This is a genomic window from Micromonospora sp. NPDC003197 (assembly GCF_053590565.1).
Map to the genome: position 1 here is coordinate 76,260 of NZ_JBSFTE010000023.1, position 13,962 is coordinate 90,221.

Genomic DNA, 13,962 nt, shown 5'->3' on the forward strand with positions numbered 1-13,962 from the left:
TCCTGGAATGGTGTCGGGGGTCACCATCCTGCCCCGCACGCGGGCGCGGTGGGTTACCGGTCATCCGGCCGGTCGCATAGCGTGGAACGTATGGCATCAGCACATGTGTCTGATCCGCTCACCGCGCTGCGGGAGTTCATCGAGCGGATCACGCCGTACGACCCGGAGCCGGCCGCCACCGCCGGCACGGTCGGAATCCGCTACGGGCACGAGTCGGGGGAGTTCCGACTCACACCGCACCTGGCCCGAGCGCTGGTCGAGGCGTTGTCCAGCTACCGTGACCCGGCGGACCGGGGCACCTGTGCGGGCTGCGGTGGTCGGCGACTGGACGACAACCTGCACTGCCAGGACTGCGGTCGACTACACGGAGTGCTCGGCGCAGTAATCTTCGAGCAGGCGGAACGCATCTTCGAGCAGGCCGAACGGGTCCGGCGGGAGGCTGGAACGGACGCGGAGAGACCCGTCGGATGACGGCTCGCATGGTGTCATCGGGCCCGGGTGCCACCTGTGTTGTGTGGCTACGCCGTGTAAGGCAGGATCAGCGAACGCTCGGGAAGATTCCATACATCGGCAGGAGCGAGGTGGCGACGTGACCGGCTCCTCCACCGTCCCGCGAGCGGCCCAGGTGCCCGGTGGTCCCGGTGACACCCAACGCCTGTCCCAGGGGGCACGGCTCCGGGTCCTACTCGTCGAGGATGACGAGGGAGACGCCTTCCTGGTCCGCGAACTGCTGGCCGAGGCCGACGCGGCGGTCGACCTGGTTGTCGCGAACAGCCTGACCCAGGCCCGGCAGCGCATCGGTGGAGTCGACTGTGTGCTGCTCGACCTCGGCCTGCCCGACGCCGAGGGGCTCGACGGACTGCGCCAGGTCCTGGACATGTCCAGTCGGGCGGCGGTGTGCGTGCTCACCGGCCGCAAGGACGAGCACCTGGGCATCGGCGCGGTGGCCGAAGGAGCACAGGACTACCTGGTCAAGGGCCAGGTTGACGGGGTGCTGCTGAGCCGGGCGCTGTACTACGCCGTGGAGCGCAAGCGGGCCGACGAGAACGCCCGCCGGCTGCGCGAGGTGGAGTTGCGGCAGATGGAGTCCGCTCGGCTGGAGCGTGGACTGCTGCCGCAACCGCTGATGGACACCGACCAGGTGGCGGTGCACACCTTCTATCGTCCGGGTCGACATGAAGCGTTGATCGGTGGCGACTTCTTCGACGTGGTGCAGACCGCGCCGGACCGGATCGACCTGATCATCGGGGACGTCTGTGGTCACGGGGTCGACGAGGCGGCGCTCGGTGTCGAGCTGCGGGTGGCCTGGCGGGCGCTGACGTTGGCCGGTGTCGCCGACGACGAGGTGCTGCCCGCCGTGGAGCAGGTGCTGATCAGTGAGCGATCGGCGCGGGAGATCTTCGCGACCGTGGCCGCTGTCCGGCTCGACCTGGCCCGTAATCGGGCCACGGTACGGCTCGCCGGTCATCCGCCGCCGCTGTTCCTCTCCGCCGGGACGGTCCTGCCGGTGCCGGCCCCGAGTGGTCTGTTGCTCGGCGTACAGCCCCGCCGGCCGGTCGCCTTCGAGTTGGACTTCGACACAGCGGACTGGTCTCTGCTGCTGTACACCGACGGCCTGATCGAGGGTCGGGTCGGCAAGGGGAACGAGCGGCTCGATGTGCCGGGTTTGAGCGCCCTGCTCGGGGCGGGCGATGCGCACCATGTGCCGTTGCCCCAGCTGCCGGGGTGGCTTGTCGGCCGGGCCGAGGAACTCAACGGTGGCCCGCTCGCCGACGATGTGGCGATGTTGCTGGTGAGTCGGGGAGGCGGTCGGTGATGGGCCGGACAGCTGCCGTGTCGGGACAGAACCGCTGGACCCTGCGTCGTCGGGTCGGTGTGCTGGTGGTCGTGGTCGGCCTGCTGCTCTCCGGGTTGGCCGCCGGTGAGGCGGTGGTGGCGGCCAAGAACCGGGAGTACCTGGACGTCCTGCTCAACAAGACGGGCCCGCTGCGGATTGATGTGCAGGGGCTGCTCAATGCGGTGGTCGACCAGCAGAACGGGGTCCGTGGCTACGCGGTCACCGGGGACCAGCAGGAGCTGGTGACGTACCGCAACGGTGTCGAGAACGAGCGGAAGCTGATCGCGTCGATCGACGCTCTGCTCGACGGCCAGCCCGCCATCCGCCGTCAGTTGTTTGTCGTCCGGGACCAGGCCGAGCAGTGGCGGGCCACGATTGCCGTACCGGCCATCGATGCGACCACCGCCATCGGTACGGAGGCCGGGCAGGCCCTGCTCACGGCGCAGCGTACGCAGCTCTTCGACCAGCTGCGCGCCTCGGTGGACGTACTCGGGGAACAGATTCTGGAGTTGCGCAACCAGGTCGCCGAGGACGCCAAGCAGAGCGGTAACGCGCTGGTCCTGCTGCTCATCATCGCGGCGGTCGTCGTACTCATCGCCGGGACCGCCCTGCTGACCTCGCTGAACCGGCTCGTCATCGGTCCGGTGACCGCACTCGCCGCGCAGGTCCGGCACATCGCGCAGGGGAACTACGAACAGAGCATCGAACGCGTCGGGCCGCCGGAGTTGTCCCGGCTCGCCGACGACATCGATGCGATGCGCCGGAAGATCGCCGAGGACCTGGCCGAGGTACGCGAGGCGCGTACCCGGATCGAGTGGGTCAACAGCCAGCTGGAGAAGCAGGCGGAGGAACTGGTCCGGTCCAACCGGGATCTGGAGCAGTTCGCCTACGTGGCCTCACACGACCTACAGGAACCGTTGCGCAAGGTGGCCAGCTTCTGTCAGTTGCTGCAACGCCGCTACGCGGGTCAACTCGACGAGCGGGCCGACCAGTACATCGCCTTCGCGGTGGATGGGGCCCAGCGAATGCAGCGGCTGATCAACGACCTGCTTGCCTTCTCCCGGATCGGCCGGCTGACCAGCGGTTTCTCCGACATTGACCTGAATCAGCTGATGGCAGAGGTGTCGTCGCAGACCGAGACGGCCCAACGCAATGCCGACGGTGAGCTGACCTGGTCGGAACTGCCGGTCGTCCGGGGCGAAGAGGCGTTGTTGACCAACCTGTTGGTCAACTTGGTGAGCAACTCACTGAAGTTCCGCCGGCCCGACGTGCCAGCCCGGGTGCATGTCACGGCCCGCCGGTTGGGCGACGAGTGGGAGATCACCTGCCGGGACAACGGCATCGGCATCGAGCCTGAGTTCGCCGACAAGATCTTCGTTATCTTCCAGCGGCTGCACTCGAAGGACGCCTATCCGGGCACCGGCATCGGCCTGGCGATCGCCAAGAAGATCATCGAGTATCACGATGGCCGGATCTGGGCCGTTCCCGCCGAGGGCGGCGGTACGGAGATTAAGTTCACCCTGCCGGCGATCGCTACCCAGGATGAGGCGGCGGAGCAGCCCTCGACCGAGGCAGCCGCAGAGCAGCGTACGGCCGAGACGGCCGCAGAGCTGTCCGATGACCAGCCGAACGCCAACGGCAACGAAGAAGACCCCAAGAGAAACCAGCGGGACGAGGTGACGACATGACGGCCCCAGCAGATGGCAAGAGCCCCATCGAGGTGCTGCTCGTCGAGGACGATCCTGGCGATGTGCTCATGACGCAGGAGGCGTTCGAGGAGCACAAGCTGCGTAACCGGTTGACGGTGGTGTCCGACGGTGCGGAGGCCCTGGCCTACCTGCGTCGGGAGGGCGAGTACGCCGACGTGGTGCTGCCGGACCTGATCCTGCTCGACCTCAACCTGCCCAAGCGGGACGGGCGAGAGGTGCTCGCTGAGATCAAGAAGGACGAGCAGCTCTGTCGGATCCCGGTGGTGGTGCTGACCACGTCCCAGGCCGACGAGGACATCCTGCGCAGCTACCAACTGCACGCCAACGCGTACGTCACCAAGCCGGTCGACTTCGAGCGGTTCATCACCGTGGTGCGGCAGATCGACGAGTTCTTCGTCAGCGTGGTCAAACTGCCGCCGCGTAACTGACGCCATGATCGAAGAAGTGGGGTCGCTGCTGCGAGCAGCCGCTGCCACCGCGATCCTGCCCCGGTTCCGGCGGCTGGACGAGGCGGAGATCGAGGAGAAGTCACCGGGCGAACTGGTGACCGTGGCCGACCGTGAGGCCGAGCGGATCATCTCCGATGGGCTGCGGCGGCTACTGCCCGGTTCCGTCGTCGTCGGTGAGGAGCAGGTCGCCGCCGACGCGGAGCTGCTCGACCACCTGCGTGGTACGGCGCCGGTGTGGCTGGTCGACCCACTCGACGGTACGGCCAACTTCGCCGCCGGCCAGCGTCCCTTCGCCGTGATGGTGGCGCTGCTGCGGGACGGGGTCACCGAAACGAGCTGGATCCTCGATCCGGTAGCCGACCGGCTGGCGGTGGCTCGGGCGGGCAGCGGGGCGTACCTGGATGGGGCGCGGGTGCGCTGCGTGGACCTGGCGCTGCCCGGCTCGGCCCTGCGTGGCGCGGTGTCGACCCGGTTCCTACCGACAGCACTACAGGTCCGGGTACGGACCGGGGCGAAAGGGCTGGGCGAACTGCTGCCCGGACAGCACTGCGCCGGTCAGGAATACCCGGACGTCGTGCTCGGCGTACAGCAGTTCGCGCTCTTCTGGCGGACGCTGCCATGGGACCACGCCCCCGGCGCACTGCTGGTACAGGAGGCGGGCGGGGTGGTCCGCCGACTGGACGGTAACCCCTACGACCCGACCGACGAGCAGTCCGGACTCCTGGTGGCCGCCAACGAACGTGTCTGGTCGCAGGTGTACGAGGCGCTGCTCGCCGGAGCGGACGGGTTGGCGGATCCAGGGCACAGCAGGGGTCCGGTAGGCTGACCCGCGGTCGCCGCCCTGGTGTCCATCCGGGTGCCGGCGGTGGCTGCCGCCGACTGGCCAGCTGGCCATACCCGGGGGTGGGCGGCCGACGGAAGGATTTGTGCTTCGTGCCCAGGACGGCAGTCAACCGGCATCGCACATTGTGGCTGATCGTGGTTATGGTCGCCGCGACGATCTTATCCCTCGGCGGCCCGGTGACACCGGCGTTCGCCGTACCGGGCCTCGGCGACGAGGGGGGCAGCAAGAAGCTGCGGGACGCCCTCGAAGCGGCCGCCAAGGGACACATCGAGGCCAAGGCCAAGCTGGAGAGTTCACAGAAGCAGCAGGCGGCGCTGGCCGTTGAGCTCCAGAAAATCGAACTGCGGCTGGTGGAACTCAGCGCCGCGGTGGGCGTGGTCGCCGCCCGCTCCTACCGGATGGGGCGACTGACCCCGACGAGCATGCTGCTCAACAGCGCCTCCCCGGACGCGTTCCTGGAACGGGCCGCGATGCTGGAGATGATGGCGCAGCGTGACGACCGGCAGTTGAACGCGCTTACCGCGGCCCGGGAACAGGCGACCCGGGCGAAGGCAGCGATCGACAACGAGGTACGCGAACAGGCCAAGCAGGTCGCCATCATCGCCAAGCAGAAGCAGGAGGCGGAACGGGCGTTGGCCGCCGTCGGTGGCGGGAGCAGCGGCGGCTATGTCAACGCCAACTCCGCAGCGGCCAAGCCGGCCCCCCGCAACTCGGACGGCTCCTGGCCCAAGGAGTCCTGCACCGTCAACGACCCGACCACCAGCGGCTGCATCAGCCCGCGCACCCTGCACGCGATGAACCAGGCCAAGGCCGCCGGCTTCACCTGGTACGTCTCCTGCTACCGCAGCGGTGGCGGTGGTGAACACCCCAAGGGCAAGGCGTGCGACTTCGCCTCGGCCCGCAACGGCTTCAAGGACGCCAACGCGACCGGGGCGGAACGGACCTACGGCAACAACCTGGCCGCCTACTACGTCAAGAACGCCGACCGGCTCGGCGTGCTCTATGTGATTTGGTATCGGCAGATCTGGATGCCGGGTACCGGCTGGCGGGCCTACAACGGCAGCGGCACCCCGGCCAGCGATCACACGAACCATGTTCATTTATCGATGCTTTGACCCGCAGCGGGGATGACGCTGCGTACCATCTCAGCGATGGAAACTCCACCGTCGGACGTCGCCGCCACCCACCCCGTACCGGACGGGCAGGTGGCGGCACCCCGCCCGTTGCCCTCCGCCCTGGCCGCCATCCTGGTCTTTCTGTCCAGCGGCGCGGTGCTCGTACTGGAGACCGCCTCGTTACGCCTGGTCGGCCCGTACGTCGGAGTGACCCTCCAGGTCACCAGTGCGGTGATCGGGGTGGCGTTGGCCGCCATCGCGTACGGGGCCTGGCTCGGCGGGTGGACCGCCGACCGGCGTGACCCGCGCCCACTGCTGGCCCCCGCGTTGGTGCTCGCCGGGATCGCCACGGCGGTGACCCTGCCGCTGGTGCGCTACGCCGGTGAGCTGCTTCGCGGCGGGGCGACCGCCGGGATCCTGCTGCTGACCGCGCTGGCGGTGTTCCTGCCCGCGGCCCTGCTGTCCGCGATCACCCCACTGGTGGTCAAGTTGCAGCTCGGTGACCTGCGTAAGACCGGTCAGGTGGTGGGGCGGCTCTCCAGCATCGGCACGCTCGGCGGCATCACCGCCACCCTGGGCACCGGATTCGTGCTGGTCGCGGCCCTGCCGAGCAGCGCCATCATGCTCGGACTCGCCGGGGTGCTCGGGGTCACCGGCATCGCCCTCGGCATCTATCTGCGTCGGCAGGATCGGACCACGGTCCCCGGCAAGCCCCGGATCAAGGCGGTCGTGGCGGTACTCGGCCTGGTCGGCGCGGGGCTGGCCACCATCGCCCCGAACCCGTGCGACGTGGAGACGGCGTACCACTGTGCCCGGGTGGCCACCGACCCGGCCAAGCCGAGCGGTCGGATGCTGCTGCTCAACTCGGCACAGCACTCGTACGTCGACCTCGCCGATCCGACCCACCTGGAGTTCGCCTACACCCAGTGGTTCGGTGCGGTCGCCGACGTGCTGGCCCCGCCCGGCGTACGACTCGACGCCCTGCACCTCGGCGGCGGCGGGTTCACCATGCCGCGCTACCTGACCGCGACCCGACCCGGCACCGACAACGTGGTCTACGAGATCGACGGTGAGCTGGTGAAGTTGGCCGAGCGGGAGTTGGCGGCCCGCCCCGGGCCGGACCTGCGAGCGGTGGTCGGCGACGCCCGGATGCTGGTGGCCGCGCGGCCCGACCACAGCGCGGACCTGGTGGTGGGGGATGCCTTCGGGCACATCGCGGTGCCCTGGCACCTGGCCACCCGGGAGATGGCCGCCGAGGTTCGGCGGGTCGTCCGGCCGAACGGAATCTACGTGCAGAACGTGATCGACTATCCGCCGCTGCGGTTCATCCGAGCCGAGTTGGCCACCGTCGCCGCCGAGTTCTCGCACGTCGCGTTGATCGCCGAGCCGGATGCGCTGACCGGTACGCAGGGGGCCAACTTCGTGATCGTCGCGGCCCAGACGCCGCTACCGCTCACCGCCCTGCGGGCGCGCCTCGACGTGGTGAGCGACGAGCCGGTCACCCTGCTCAACGGCTCCGCCCTGACCGACTTCATCGACGGGGCGTTGGTGCTCACCGACGAGTACGCCCCGGTCGACCAGTTGCTCGCCACCTCCTGATCCGAGAACGATTCACCGGCAACCGCGCCGGCAAGGTGTAAGTGGTGCATGCGACGGGCATAAACCCTGGTCATGGGAGGCACGGGCAGTTACGTTGGGCAATCGCTCGGCGGGCGTTACCGGCTCGTCGACCGACTTGGCGTGGGCGGGATGTCGGTGGTGTGGCGAGCCCACGACGAGGTTCTGGGCCGCGAGGTCGCAGTGAAGATGCTCGTTCCCCGGCTGGCCGGCGACCGGACCTTCCGACATCGGCTTCGGATGGAGGCCAAGGCGGCGGCCCGGCTGTGTCACCCCCACATCACCAACGTGTACGACTACGGAGAGTCCCGCCATGACGGCCTGACCATCCCGTACGTCGTGATGGAACTAGTCGATGGCCACTCGCTGGCGACCCGGCTAGCCGAGCAGGAGCGGCTGCCCTGGTGCGATGCCGTGCTCGTCTGCGCTGAGGTGGCCGCCGCGCTGGCCGGCGCGCACGCCCGGGGCGTGGTGCACCGGGACATCACCCCGAACAACGTCATGCTCACCTCGACCGGCGCGAAGGTGGTGGACTTCGGTATCTCCGCGCTGATCGGGGAGCGCGACGTCAGCCAGGACGGCAGCCTGCTCGGTACTCCCGCGTACCTGGCACCGGAGCGGCTGGACGGCGGGCAGGTCTCCCCGGCCGCCGATGTCTATGCCCTCGGGTTGCTGCTCTATCGCACCCTCAGCGGTCGCCTACCGTGGCGGGTCAGCACGACCACCCAGGTGCTCCGGGCGCACCGTCGTCGGGAGCCGGAGCCGATGCCCGCGCTGGATGGCCTTCCCGACGAGGTGGTAGAGCTGTGCAGCCGCTGCCTGGCGAAGGCTCCGGGCGATCGGCCGAGCAGTGCCGAGGTGGCCGCCGTGCTGATGGCCGCCGCCGGTCCGGCGACACTGACCCGGCCATTGATCCACCCGCCGACCGGTCCGGCGGCTGCGGCCGGGGTGGACGAAGATCCACAGGCAACCGGTCGCCTACTCGACGTGGACTCCTGGTCGACCGAGTCGTGGCGGGTCGACGATTCTCCCCGCGCGCGAATTGGGACCTTGCTGGCGGGACGGGGCGGCGTCGCCGCAGTCGGTGTCGGGCTGCTGGCAGTGACCGGTCTGCTCTGGGGTGTCACCGCTCAACCACCGGCCAGCGGCGGTGCCCCGCCGGCCGCGCAGGCTTCGACGTCGACCTGCCAGGTCGAGTACGCGTTGCGCCAAGACTCCGGCAGCGGCTTCGACGCCGACCTGACGGTGACCAACACCGGGGTCGAGGCGGTGCGGGACTGGTCGTTGACCTTCTCGTTCCCAGGCAACCAGGCGATCACAAAGGGAGACTCGGGTCGGTGGGAGCAGCGGGGGAGGCAGGTGGTGATCCGGCCGACCGCAGGTCAGTTCGAACTCGCCCCTGGTGACTCCACTGCCCTCGGCTTGACCGGTGAGTATGCCGGGGGTAATCCGCTTCCGGTGGAGTTCCGCCTTGGCGACACGACTTGCGGGGTCCAGGTGTTGGGCGTTGCCGGTCGTACCGGAACCTCTGGTGGGACCGCCGCGTCAGCCGATCCGCCTGGCGCCCGGATACCTGTCGCGGGTTCGGAATCCGGTAATCGGAAGAGTCCTGGCCGGGACGCGGAAACCGATCAGTCCAACGAAAGCGACAAAAGCGAAAAAGGGCAGGGAAAAGGTAAGGGTGCCAAGAAGTCAAACGACGAGGACGATGACGACTGACCTGGTTGTTTGACCCGGTTCGACCTGACTCGGCTGGCCTGACCCGGCTGGCCTGACCCGGGCTGGCCTGACCCGGGCTGGGCTGGCGCGGGCTGGGCTGGCGCGGCGATGGGTCAGGACAGGGTGGCGAAAGCCTGGACGTGATCGATCGTTCCCTCCACGATGAGGATGCTGTCCGGCGGCAGCACCGTTTCGGGGCCGGCGTGGGTGAAGGTCTCCTCAGGGCCCTGGATTCCGATCAGCGAGACCCGATATCGCCCCCAGAGATCGAGTTCCGCCACGGACTTGCCGACCATGTCGCCCGGCACCCGGGTCTTGGCCAGTGCGAAGTCGTCGTTGATCTCAACGAAGTCGATCATCCGGCTAACCAGTAGATGGCCGATCCGCTCGCCCATCGAAGCTTCGGGAAATATCACGTGTGCGACACCCATCGCGTTGAGCATCTTGGCGTGCGCATGGGAAGACGCCCGCGCCCAGATCTCCAAACTGCCGATCTCGGTCAGGGCCAGGACGGTCAGCATGCTCGCCTCGACCGCGGTGCCCAGGGCCACCATTACGCGCTCAAAATCCGGTACGCCGAGCTGCCGCAGTGCCGTCTCGTCGGTGGAGTCGGTCTGTACGACATGGGTGAGCTGATGGGACAGGCTCTGCACCACCTTCGGGTCGTTGTCGATGGCGAGTACCTCGTGTCCGAGCTGGGTCAACGTGATGGCCACCTGCCTACCGACCCGGCCCAGGCCGATCACCACGAAACCCCCGGCAGCCGTAGCCCTTTTTCTAGCCGACAATTGGTCGCTCCTCTGGGTATCGGTAGAGCCGGTGTCGGGTGTTCAGCGCGAGCGCCGAGGCGGCGAGGATGGTGCCGAGCCGGCCGACGTACATCAGGACGATCAACAGGACTTGCCCCTCGGCCGGCAGCTTCCCGGTGACGCCGCTGGTCAGGCCGGTGGTGGAGAAGGCCGCGACCACCTCGAACATCGCCCAGCGAAAGAGCAGGTCCTTGGTGAACGCCATCATCAGCAGTGTCCCGACCGCCGTCGCCGCCACCCCGAGTAGCGCGATCGTGATGGCCTGCCGCTGGGTCGCGGTCGCGATCCGCCGCCGACCGACCACCACGTCCGGCTCGCCCCGGATCTCGGCCCAGAGTACGAAGGCGAGCAGGAAGAACGTGGTCACCTTGATGCCTCCGGCGGTGCTGGCGCTGCCGCCGCCGATGAACATCAGCCCGATGGTGATTGCGATCGACTCGTCATGGAGTTGGCCGTAGTCGACGCTGTTGAAGCCACCGGATCTTGGCATCGTGCCCTGTACGAAGGCGGCGAGCAGTTTGGTGGGCACATCGAACGGACCGAGCGTGTCGGGATTGGCCCATTCGGCGGCGAGCATGACCAGGAAGCCCACCACCAGTAGCGTGATCGACCCGCCGATGGTCAGTCGGGTCTGCACCGACCAGTGGCGCGGCTGACGCCACCACCGTTGCAGGTCGAACAGCACCGGGAACCCGATCGATCCGGCGATCACCCCGAATGTGATCGGTAGGCAGATCCACGCGTCGCCGACGAACTTCGTCAGGCTGCCCTCGAAGAGCGCGAACCCGCAATTGTTGAACGCCTGCACCGCGTGGAACACGCCGTACCAGAGGGCCCGGCCCGGCGAGTAGGCGTATTCGAGCCAGAGCCGACCGGCCAGCACCACCGCGATGATCGACTCGCAGAAGAGGATGATCAGCGCGCCGCGCAGGAGCACCCACCGTACGTCGCCGAGGGAAAGCCCGCCGCTCTCCGTTTGCAGCAGCAGCCGGTTGCGTAAGCCGAGTCGTTGGGACACGACGAGTGCCAGCAGCATCGCCACGGTCATGATGCCGTAGCCACCGACCTGGGTGGCCACGGTGATGATCACGTGACCGAAGGTGGACCAGTACTCCAGGGTGTCGGCGACGTTGAGGCCGGTGACGCAGACCGTGGAGGTGGCGGTGAAGAGGGCGGGCAGGAACGGGGCACTACCCGGACCGGCCCGAGCGGCAGGCAGCATCAGCAGGGCGGTCACCACCGCGATCGCCCCGAGGAAGGCCAGCGGTACGGCCCGGACCGGGTAGCGCAGGGCGGACGCCATCAATCCCCGAGCCCTCACCCGCCCTTGGATATCACGGGAGCAGCCCGGCATTTTGCGCAAGCTGAATGATTCACCCGTACGCCTCGGGTGGTTGCCGCCCTGTGTCAGGTCACGGTCTTTCCGGCCGAGCACGCGACGCAGGTACGGCAGAGCCAGAAGAGCAGGCTCGCCGGGTGGCGGGACCCATCCCCGTGGTAGTACGGGGACGGGCCAACCAGACAGAGGTACGCCTTGACGCGGCTCTCCTCGCCCGGGAGTAGCAGCCTCTCGGCCGGCTGCTCTCTCTATCAGATAGAGCGGCGATTTGGCATACGTTGGCGAAGCGCCAATTCGGTGGGAGCGTTTGACTGCGGCTGCGATTCCGGCTCGGAATTCGAACCGGAATCCGTTCCGATTAGTGGATCGTGAACCGTGTCGCCATCGGTGGCGGGTGCTGCGTCTTGATCGCGCAACGGTCGGGGCGGCCGGTGGTGTGGAATCGGTTCGTAGTCGCCGCTGTAGGTCATGGTGGGTCACCTCCAGAAAGTGGCTGGGGCGGGGCCATCGCGTTGATCGTGTGGGAAGGCCGCGATGGCCCCGCGCCGGATGCGTTCCCTGACGTGGCCTTGCCGGACCACCACATCCGATAGAGACATGTTGGTATCCGAACCGCTACTCTCGGAATACCTCATTGCCGTTCGCGCAGTTCTGGTGCCTATGCGTGTGCGCTCAGATTTCGGCACGGCAAATCCGGGGAGAATTTGAGTAGAGTCTGGGGGATCGATGAGCGTAGCAATGGAGTACATCCTGGAGGAGTTACGGCATGCGCGTGCCTCGCGAGGTCTCAGTCAGGAGGAGTTCGGCAAACTGATTCGATTTTCGGCGTCCCATGTCAGCAGTGTGGAAACCGGACAGCGGTCGCCCACCGTCTCCTACATGGAGGCCGTGGACGCGGGCCTGCAGACCGGTGGGCTCTTCCTGCGGATGCTCAAGAAACTGGGGGCGTTGGAGGCTACGCCGATCTGGTTGCGTGAGTGGATCATCTTCGAGCGTCAGGCGACCACCCTGCGCTGGTTCGAGCCGCTAGTCATTCCAGGGCTGTTTCAGACCGAGGCCTACGCGCGGGCAACCCTAGCCGGCGGCCGGTTCACCGCCGAGGAGGCGGAGCAGCAGCTTGCGGCCCGGCTGGAACGCCAGGCGATCCTGGACCGGGACAACCCGCCGCATTTCATCGCCGTTATCGACGAGGCGATCTTGCGTCGGCCAGTGCCGGATCACCCGGGGCTGATGGCCGAGCAGTTGGAACGGCTGGTGACAGACGCGGAGCGGGAGAACGTCCAATTGCATGTCGTGCCGGCCGAGGGGATCTATCTCGGGTTTGCTGGCCAGTTCATCATCGCCGAACTGCCCGATGGTGGCCGAGTCGCCTATGCGGACAACCAGCTCCGCGCACAGATCATGGACGATTCGATGGACATTGCTAGGCTCACCAAGACGTGGGAGGCGATCCGCTCCATCGCGCTTCCCCGCCGCCAGTCAATCGACTTGATCAAGGATGTGGCGAAGACATGGACATGACCGTCGCCAAGTGGCGCAAGTCGACCCGATCCAGCGGCAACGGCGGGGCGTGCGTGGAGGTCGCCGACAACCTGCCCGGCGTGGTCCTGGTGCGGGACACCAAGGACCGGGACGGCGGCACCCTGACCTTCGGTCCGGCCGCCTGGCGGGCCTTCGTCGGCTTCGCCAAGCAGTCCTGACGACAGACTTCCGACGCGCCCCCGCATCACCATGATGCGGGGGCGTTGTCGTTGCTGCTCCGGTCGACACCCGGATCGCTGGTGTCCAGCGCGGTCGCTCGCTTAGCACGGTCGCCCGCTCGGCGGCACGAGCGCGCATCGGCCGACGATCCAAGGGCGCCGGGGCGGCGCACGGCGAGTGAAGATCATCGGCTAGCGCCGCCCACGACTCGCGGCGACTGAGCTGCCGAGCAGCTGCGGGGTGCTCAGGGCCGTCGGGAGTCGAGCAGCGCGATCCTGCGTGCCCCGGCTGTACGTCGGTAGCTGGCGTCGAGTAGCTCGCCGACCTCATCCCAGTCGATGTCATCGGTCAGGTCCACCCCGACCCACCCATAGGCACCCAGGTAGGCCGGTACGAAGCAACGGTTTTCCGCCAGCAGCGCCGCGCGCTCTTCGGGGTCAACCAGCACGATTACCGACTGTTCGTGCTGTTGGTAGACGCCGTCGACCTTTATCGATCCCCCGTAGTAGGCGAAGACCTTGGTGGTGTAGAAGGCAGGACGCCCATGAGAGACCTTTTCGGCTGTGTCGGGGAAGGTCAGGGCGAGCGCCCGCAGCCGGCCCAGGAGCGGGTCTGCCTCGTCAAACATGATGGGATGCGGCATGTCAGAAGGTAAGCACATCCTGGGCGGCCACGGTGCCTTCGACTAGTTGCCGCCTGACGACGAGGTATTCGCGGGCACCTTTTGTTGGAGACGCACGCGGCTGACCAGACCTCGCCCGGCCCGACCTGCCTGCAGCCTCCCAGAACACGGGAGCTACGTTCCGCAAGTTGGGATGCGTGA

13 protein-coding genes are annotated in these 13,962 nt (G+C 67.8%); 10 read left to right on the top strand and 3 right to left on the bottom strand.

Annotation, left to right across the window (positions count from 1 at the left end; all coding sequences use genetic code 11):
• Positions 1-90 precede the first annotated feature (90 nt).
• The 8 genes from ACWDV4_RS23015 (at position 91) to ACWDV4_RS23050 (ending at position 9,290) form a co-directional block, all read left to right on the top strand.
• Entirely contained in the window at positions 91-471 is a 381-nt protein-coding gene (locus ACWDV4_RS23015) for a hypothetical protein (RefSeq protein ID WP_449982088.1), read from the top strand.
• A 118-nt stretch (positions 472-589) separates the two neighbouring features.
• A complete protein-coding gene (locus ACWDV4_RS23020) occupies positions 590-1,816 on the top strand; it encodes a PP2C family protein-serine/threonine phosphatase (RefSeq protein ID WP_449982091.1) in 1,227 nt (408 codons plus the stop codon).
• Positions 1,816-3,525: a sensor histidine kinase gene (locus tag ACWDV4_RS23025; protein ID WP_449982158.1), complete on the top strand. Its 1,710-nt coding sequence runs from the start codon at positions 1,816-1,818 to the stop codon at positions 3,523-3,525. The genes ACWDV4_RS23020 and ACWDV4_RS23025 overlap by 1 nt, the downstream gene beginning before the upstream one ends.
• Entirely contained in the window at positions 3,522-3,974 is a 453-nt protein-coding gene (locus tag ACWDV4_RS23030) for a response regulator (protein WP_449982094.1), read from the top strand. Before ACWDV4_RS23025 ends, ACWDV4_RS23030 begins: the two co-directional genes overlap by 4 nt.
• Before the next feature lie 4 nt (positions 3,975-3,978).
• Positions 3,979-4,821, top strand: a complete 843-nt coding sequence (locus ACWDV4_RS23035; protein WP_449982097.1) for an inositol monophosphatase family protein — start codon at positions 3,979-3,981, stop codon at positions 4,819-4,821.
• A 158-nt stretch (positions 4,822-4,979) separates the two neighbouring features.
• Positions 4,980-5,954: a coiled-coil domain-containing protein gene (locus ACWDV4_RS23040; RefSeq protein ID WP_449982161.1), complete on the top strand. Its 975-nt coding sequence runs from the start codon at positions 4,980-4,982 to the stop codon at positions 5,952-5,954.
• 36 nt (positions 5,955-5,990) lie between these two features.
• Entirely contained in the window at positions 5,991-7,553 is a 1,563-nt protein-coding gene (locus ACWDV4_RS23045) for a fused MFS/spermidine synthase (protein ID WP_449982099.1), read from the top strand.
• A gap of 72 nt (positions 7,554-7,625) precedes the next feature.
• The gene (locus ACWDV4_RS23050; RefSeq protein ID WP_449982101.1) at positions 7,626-9,290 is read left to right on the top strand and encodes a protein kinase domain-containing protein; all 1,665 of its coding nucleotides are present in this window, start codon (positions 7,626-7,628) and stop codon (positions 9,288-9,290) included.
• Between the two features lie 113 nt (positions 9,291-9,403).
• Here ACWDV4_RS23050 and ACWDV4_RS23055 read toward each other — a convergent pair whose 3' ends face one another.
• Together ACWDV4_RS23055 and ACWDV4_RS23060 are read right to left on the bottom strand one after the other, a co-directional pair.
• Entirely contained in the window at positions 9,404-10,078 is a 675-nt protein-coding gene (locus ACWDV4_RS23055) for a potassium channel family protein (protein WP_449982104.1), read from the bottom strand.
• Positions 10,068-11,402 (bottom strand): TrkH family potassium uptake protein, encoded by a 1,335-nt coding sequence (locus ACWDV4_RS23060; protein ID WP_449982164.1) that lies wholly within the window; start codon positions 11,400-11,402, stop codon positions 10,068-10,070. The genes ACWDV4_RS23055 and ACWDV4_RS23060 overlap by 11 nt, the downstream gene beginning before the upstream one ends.
• Positions 11,403-12,164: 762 nt before the next feature.
• Here ACWDV4_RS23060 and ACWDV4_RS23065 point away from each other — a divergent pair.
• Complete coding sequence (locus tag ACWDV4_RS23065; RefSeq protein ID WP_449982106.1) at positions 12,165-12,959, top strand: helix-turn-helix domain-containing protein; 795 nt, start codon at positions 12,165-12,167, stop codon at positions 12,957-12,959.
• On the top strand, positions 12,950-13,138 hold the full coding sequence (locus ACWDV4_RS23070) for a DUF397 domain-containing protein (protein WP_184534423.1): 189 nt from the start codon (positions 12,950-12,952) through the stop codon (positions 13,136-13,138). The genes ACWDV4_RS23065 and ACWDV4_RS23070 overlap by 10 nt, the downstream gene beginning before the upstream one ends.
• A 245-nt stretch (positions 13,139-13,383) precedes the next feature.
• Here the strand turns inward: ACWDV4_RS23070 and ACWDV4_RS23075 are convergent, their stop codons facing one another.
• Positions 13,384-13,767, bottom strand: coding sequence for an MmcQ/YjbR family DNA-binding protein (locus ACWDV4_RS23075; RefSeq protein ID WP_449982109.1), 384 nt, complete (start codon positions 13,765-13,767; stop codon positions 13,384-13,386).
• Positions 13,768-13,962 lie beyond the last annotated feature (195 nt).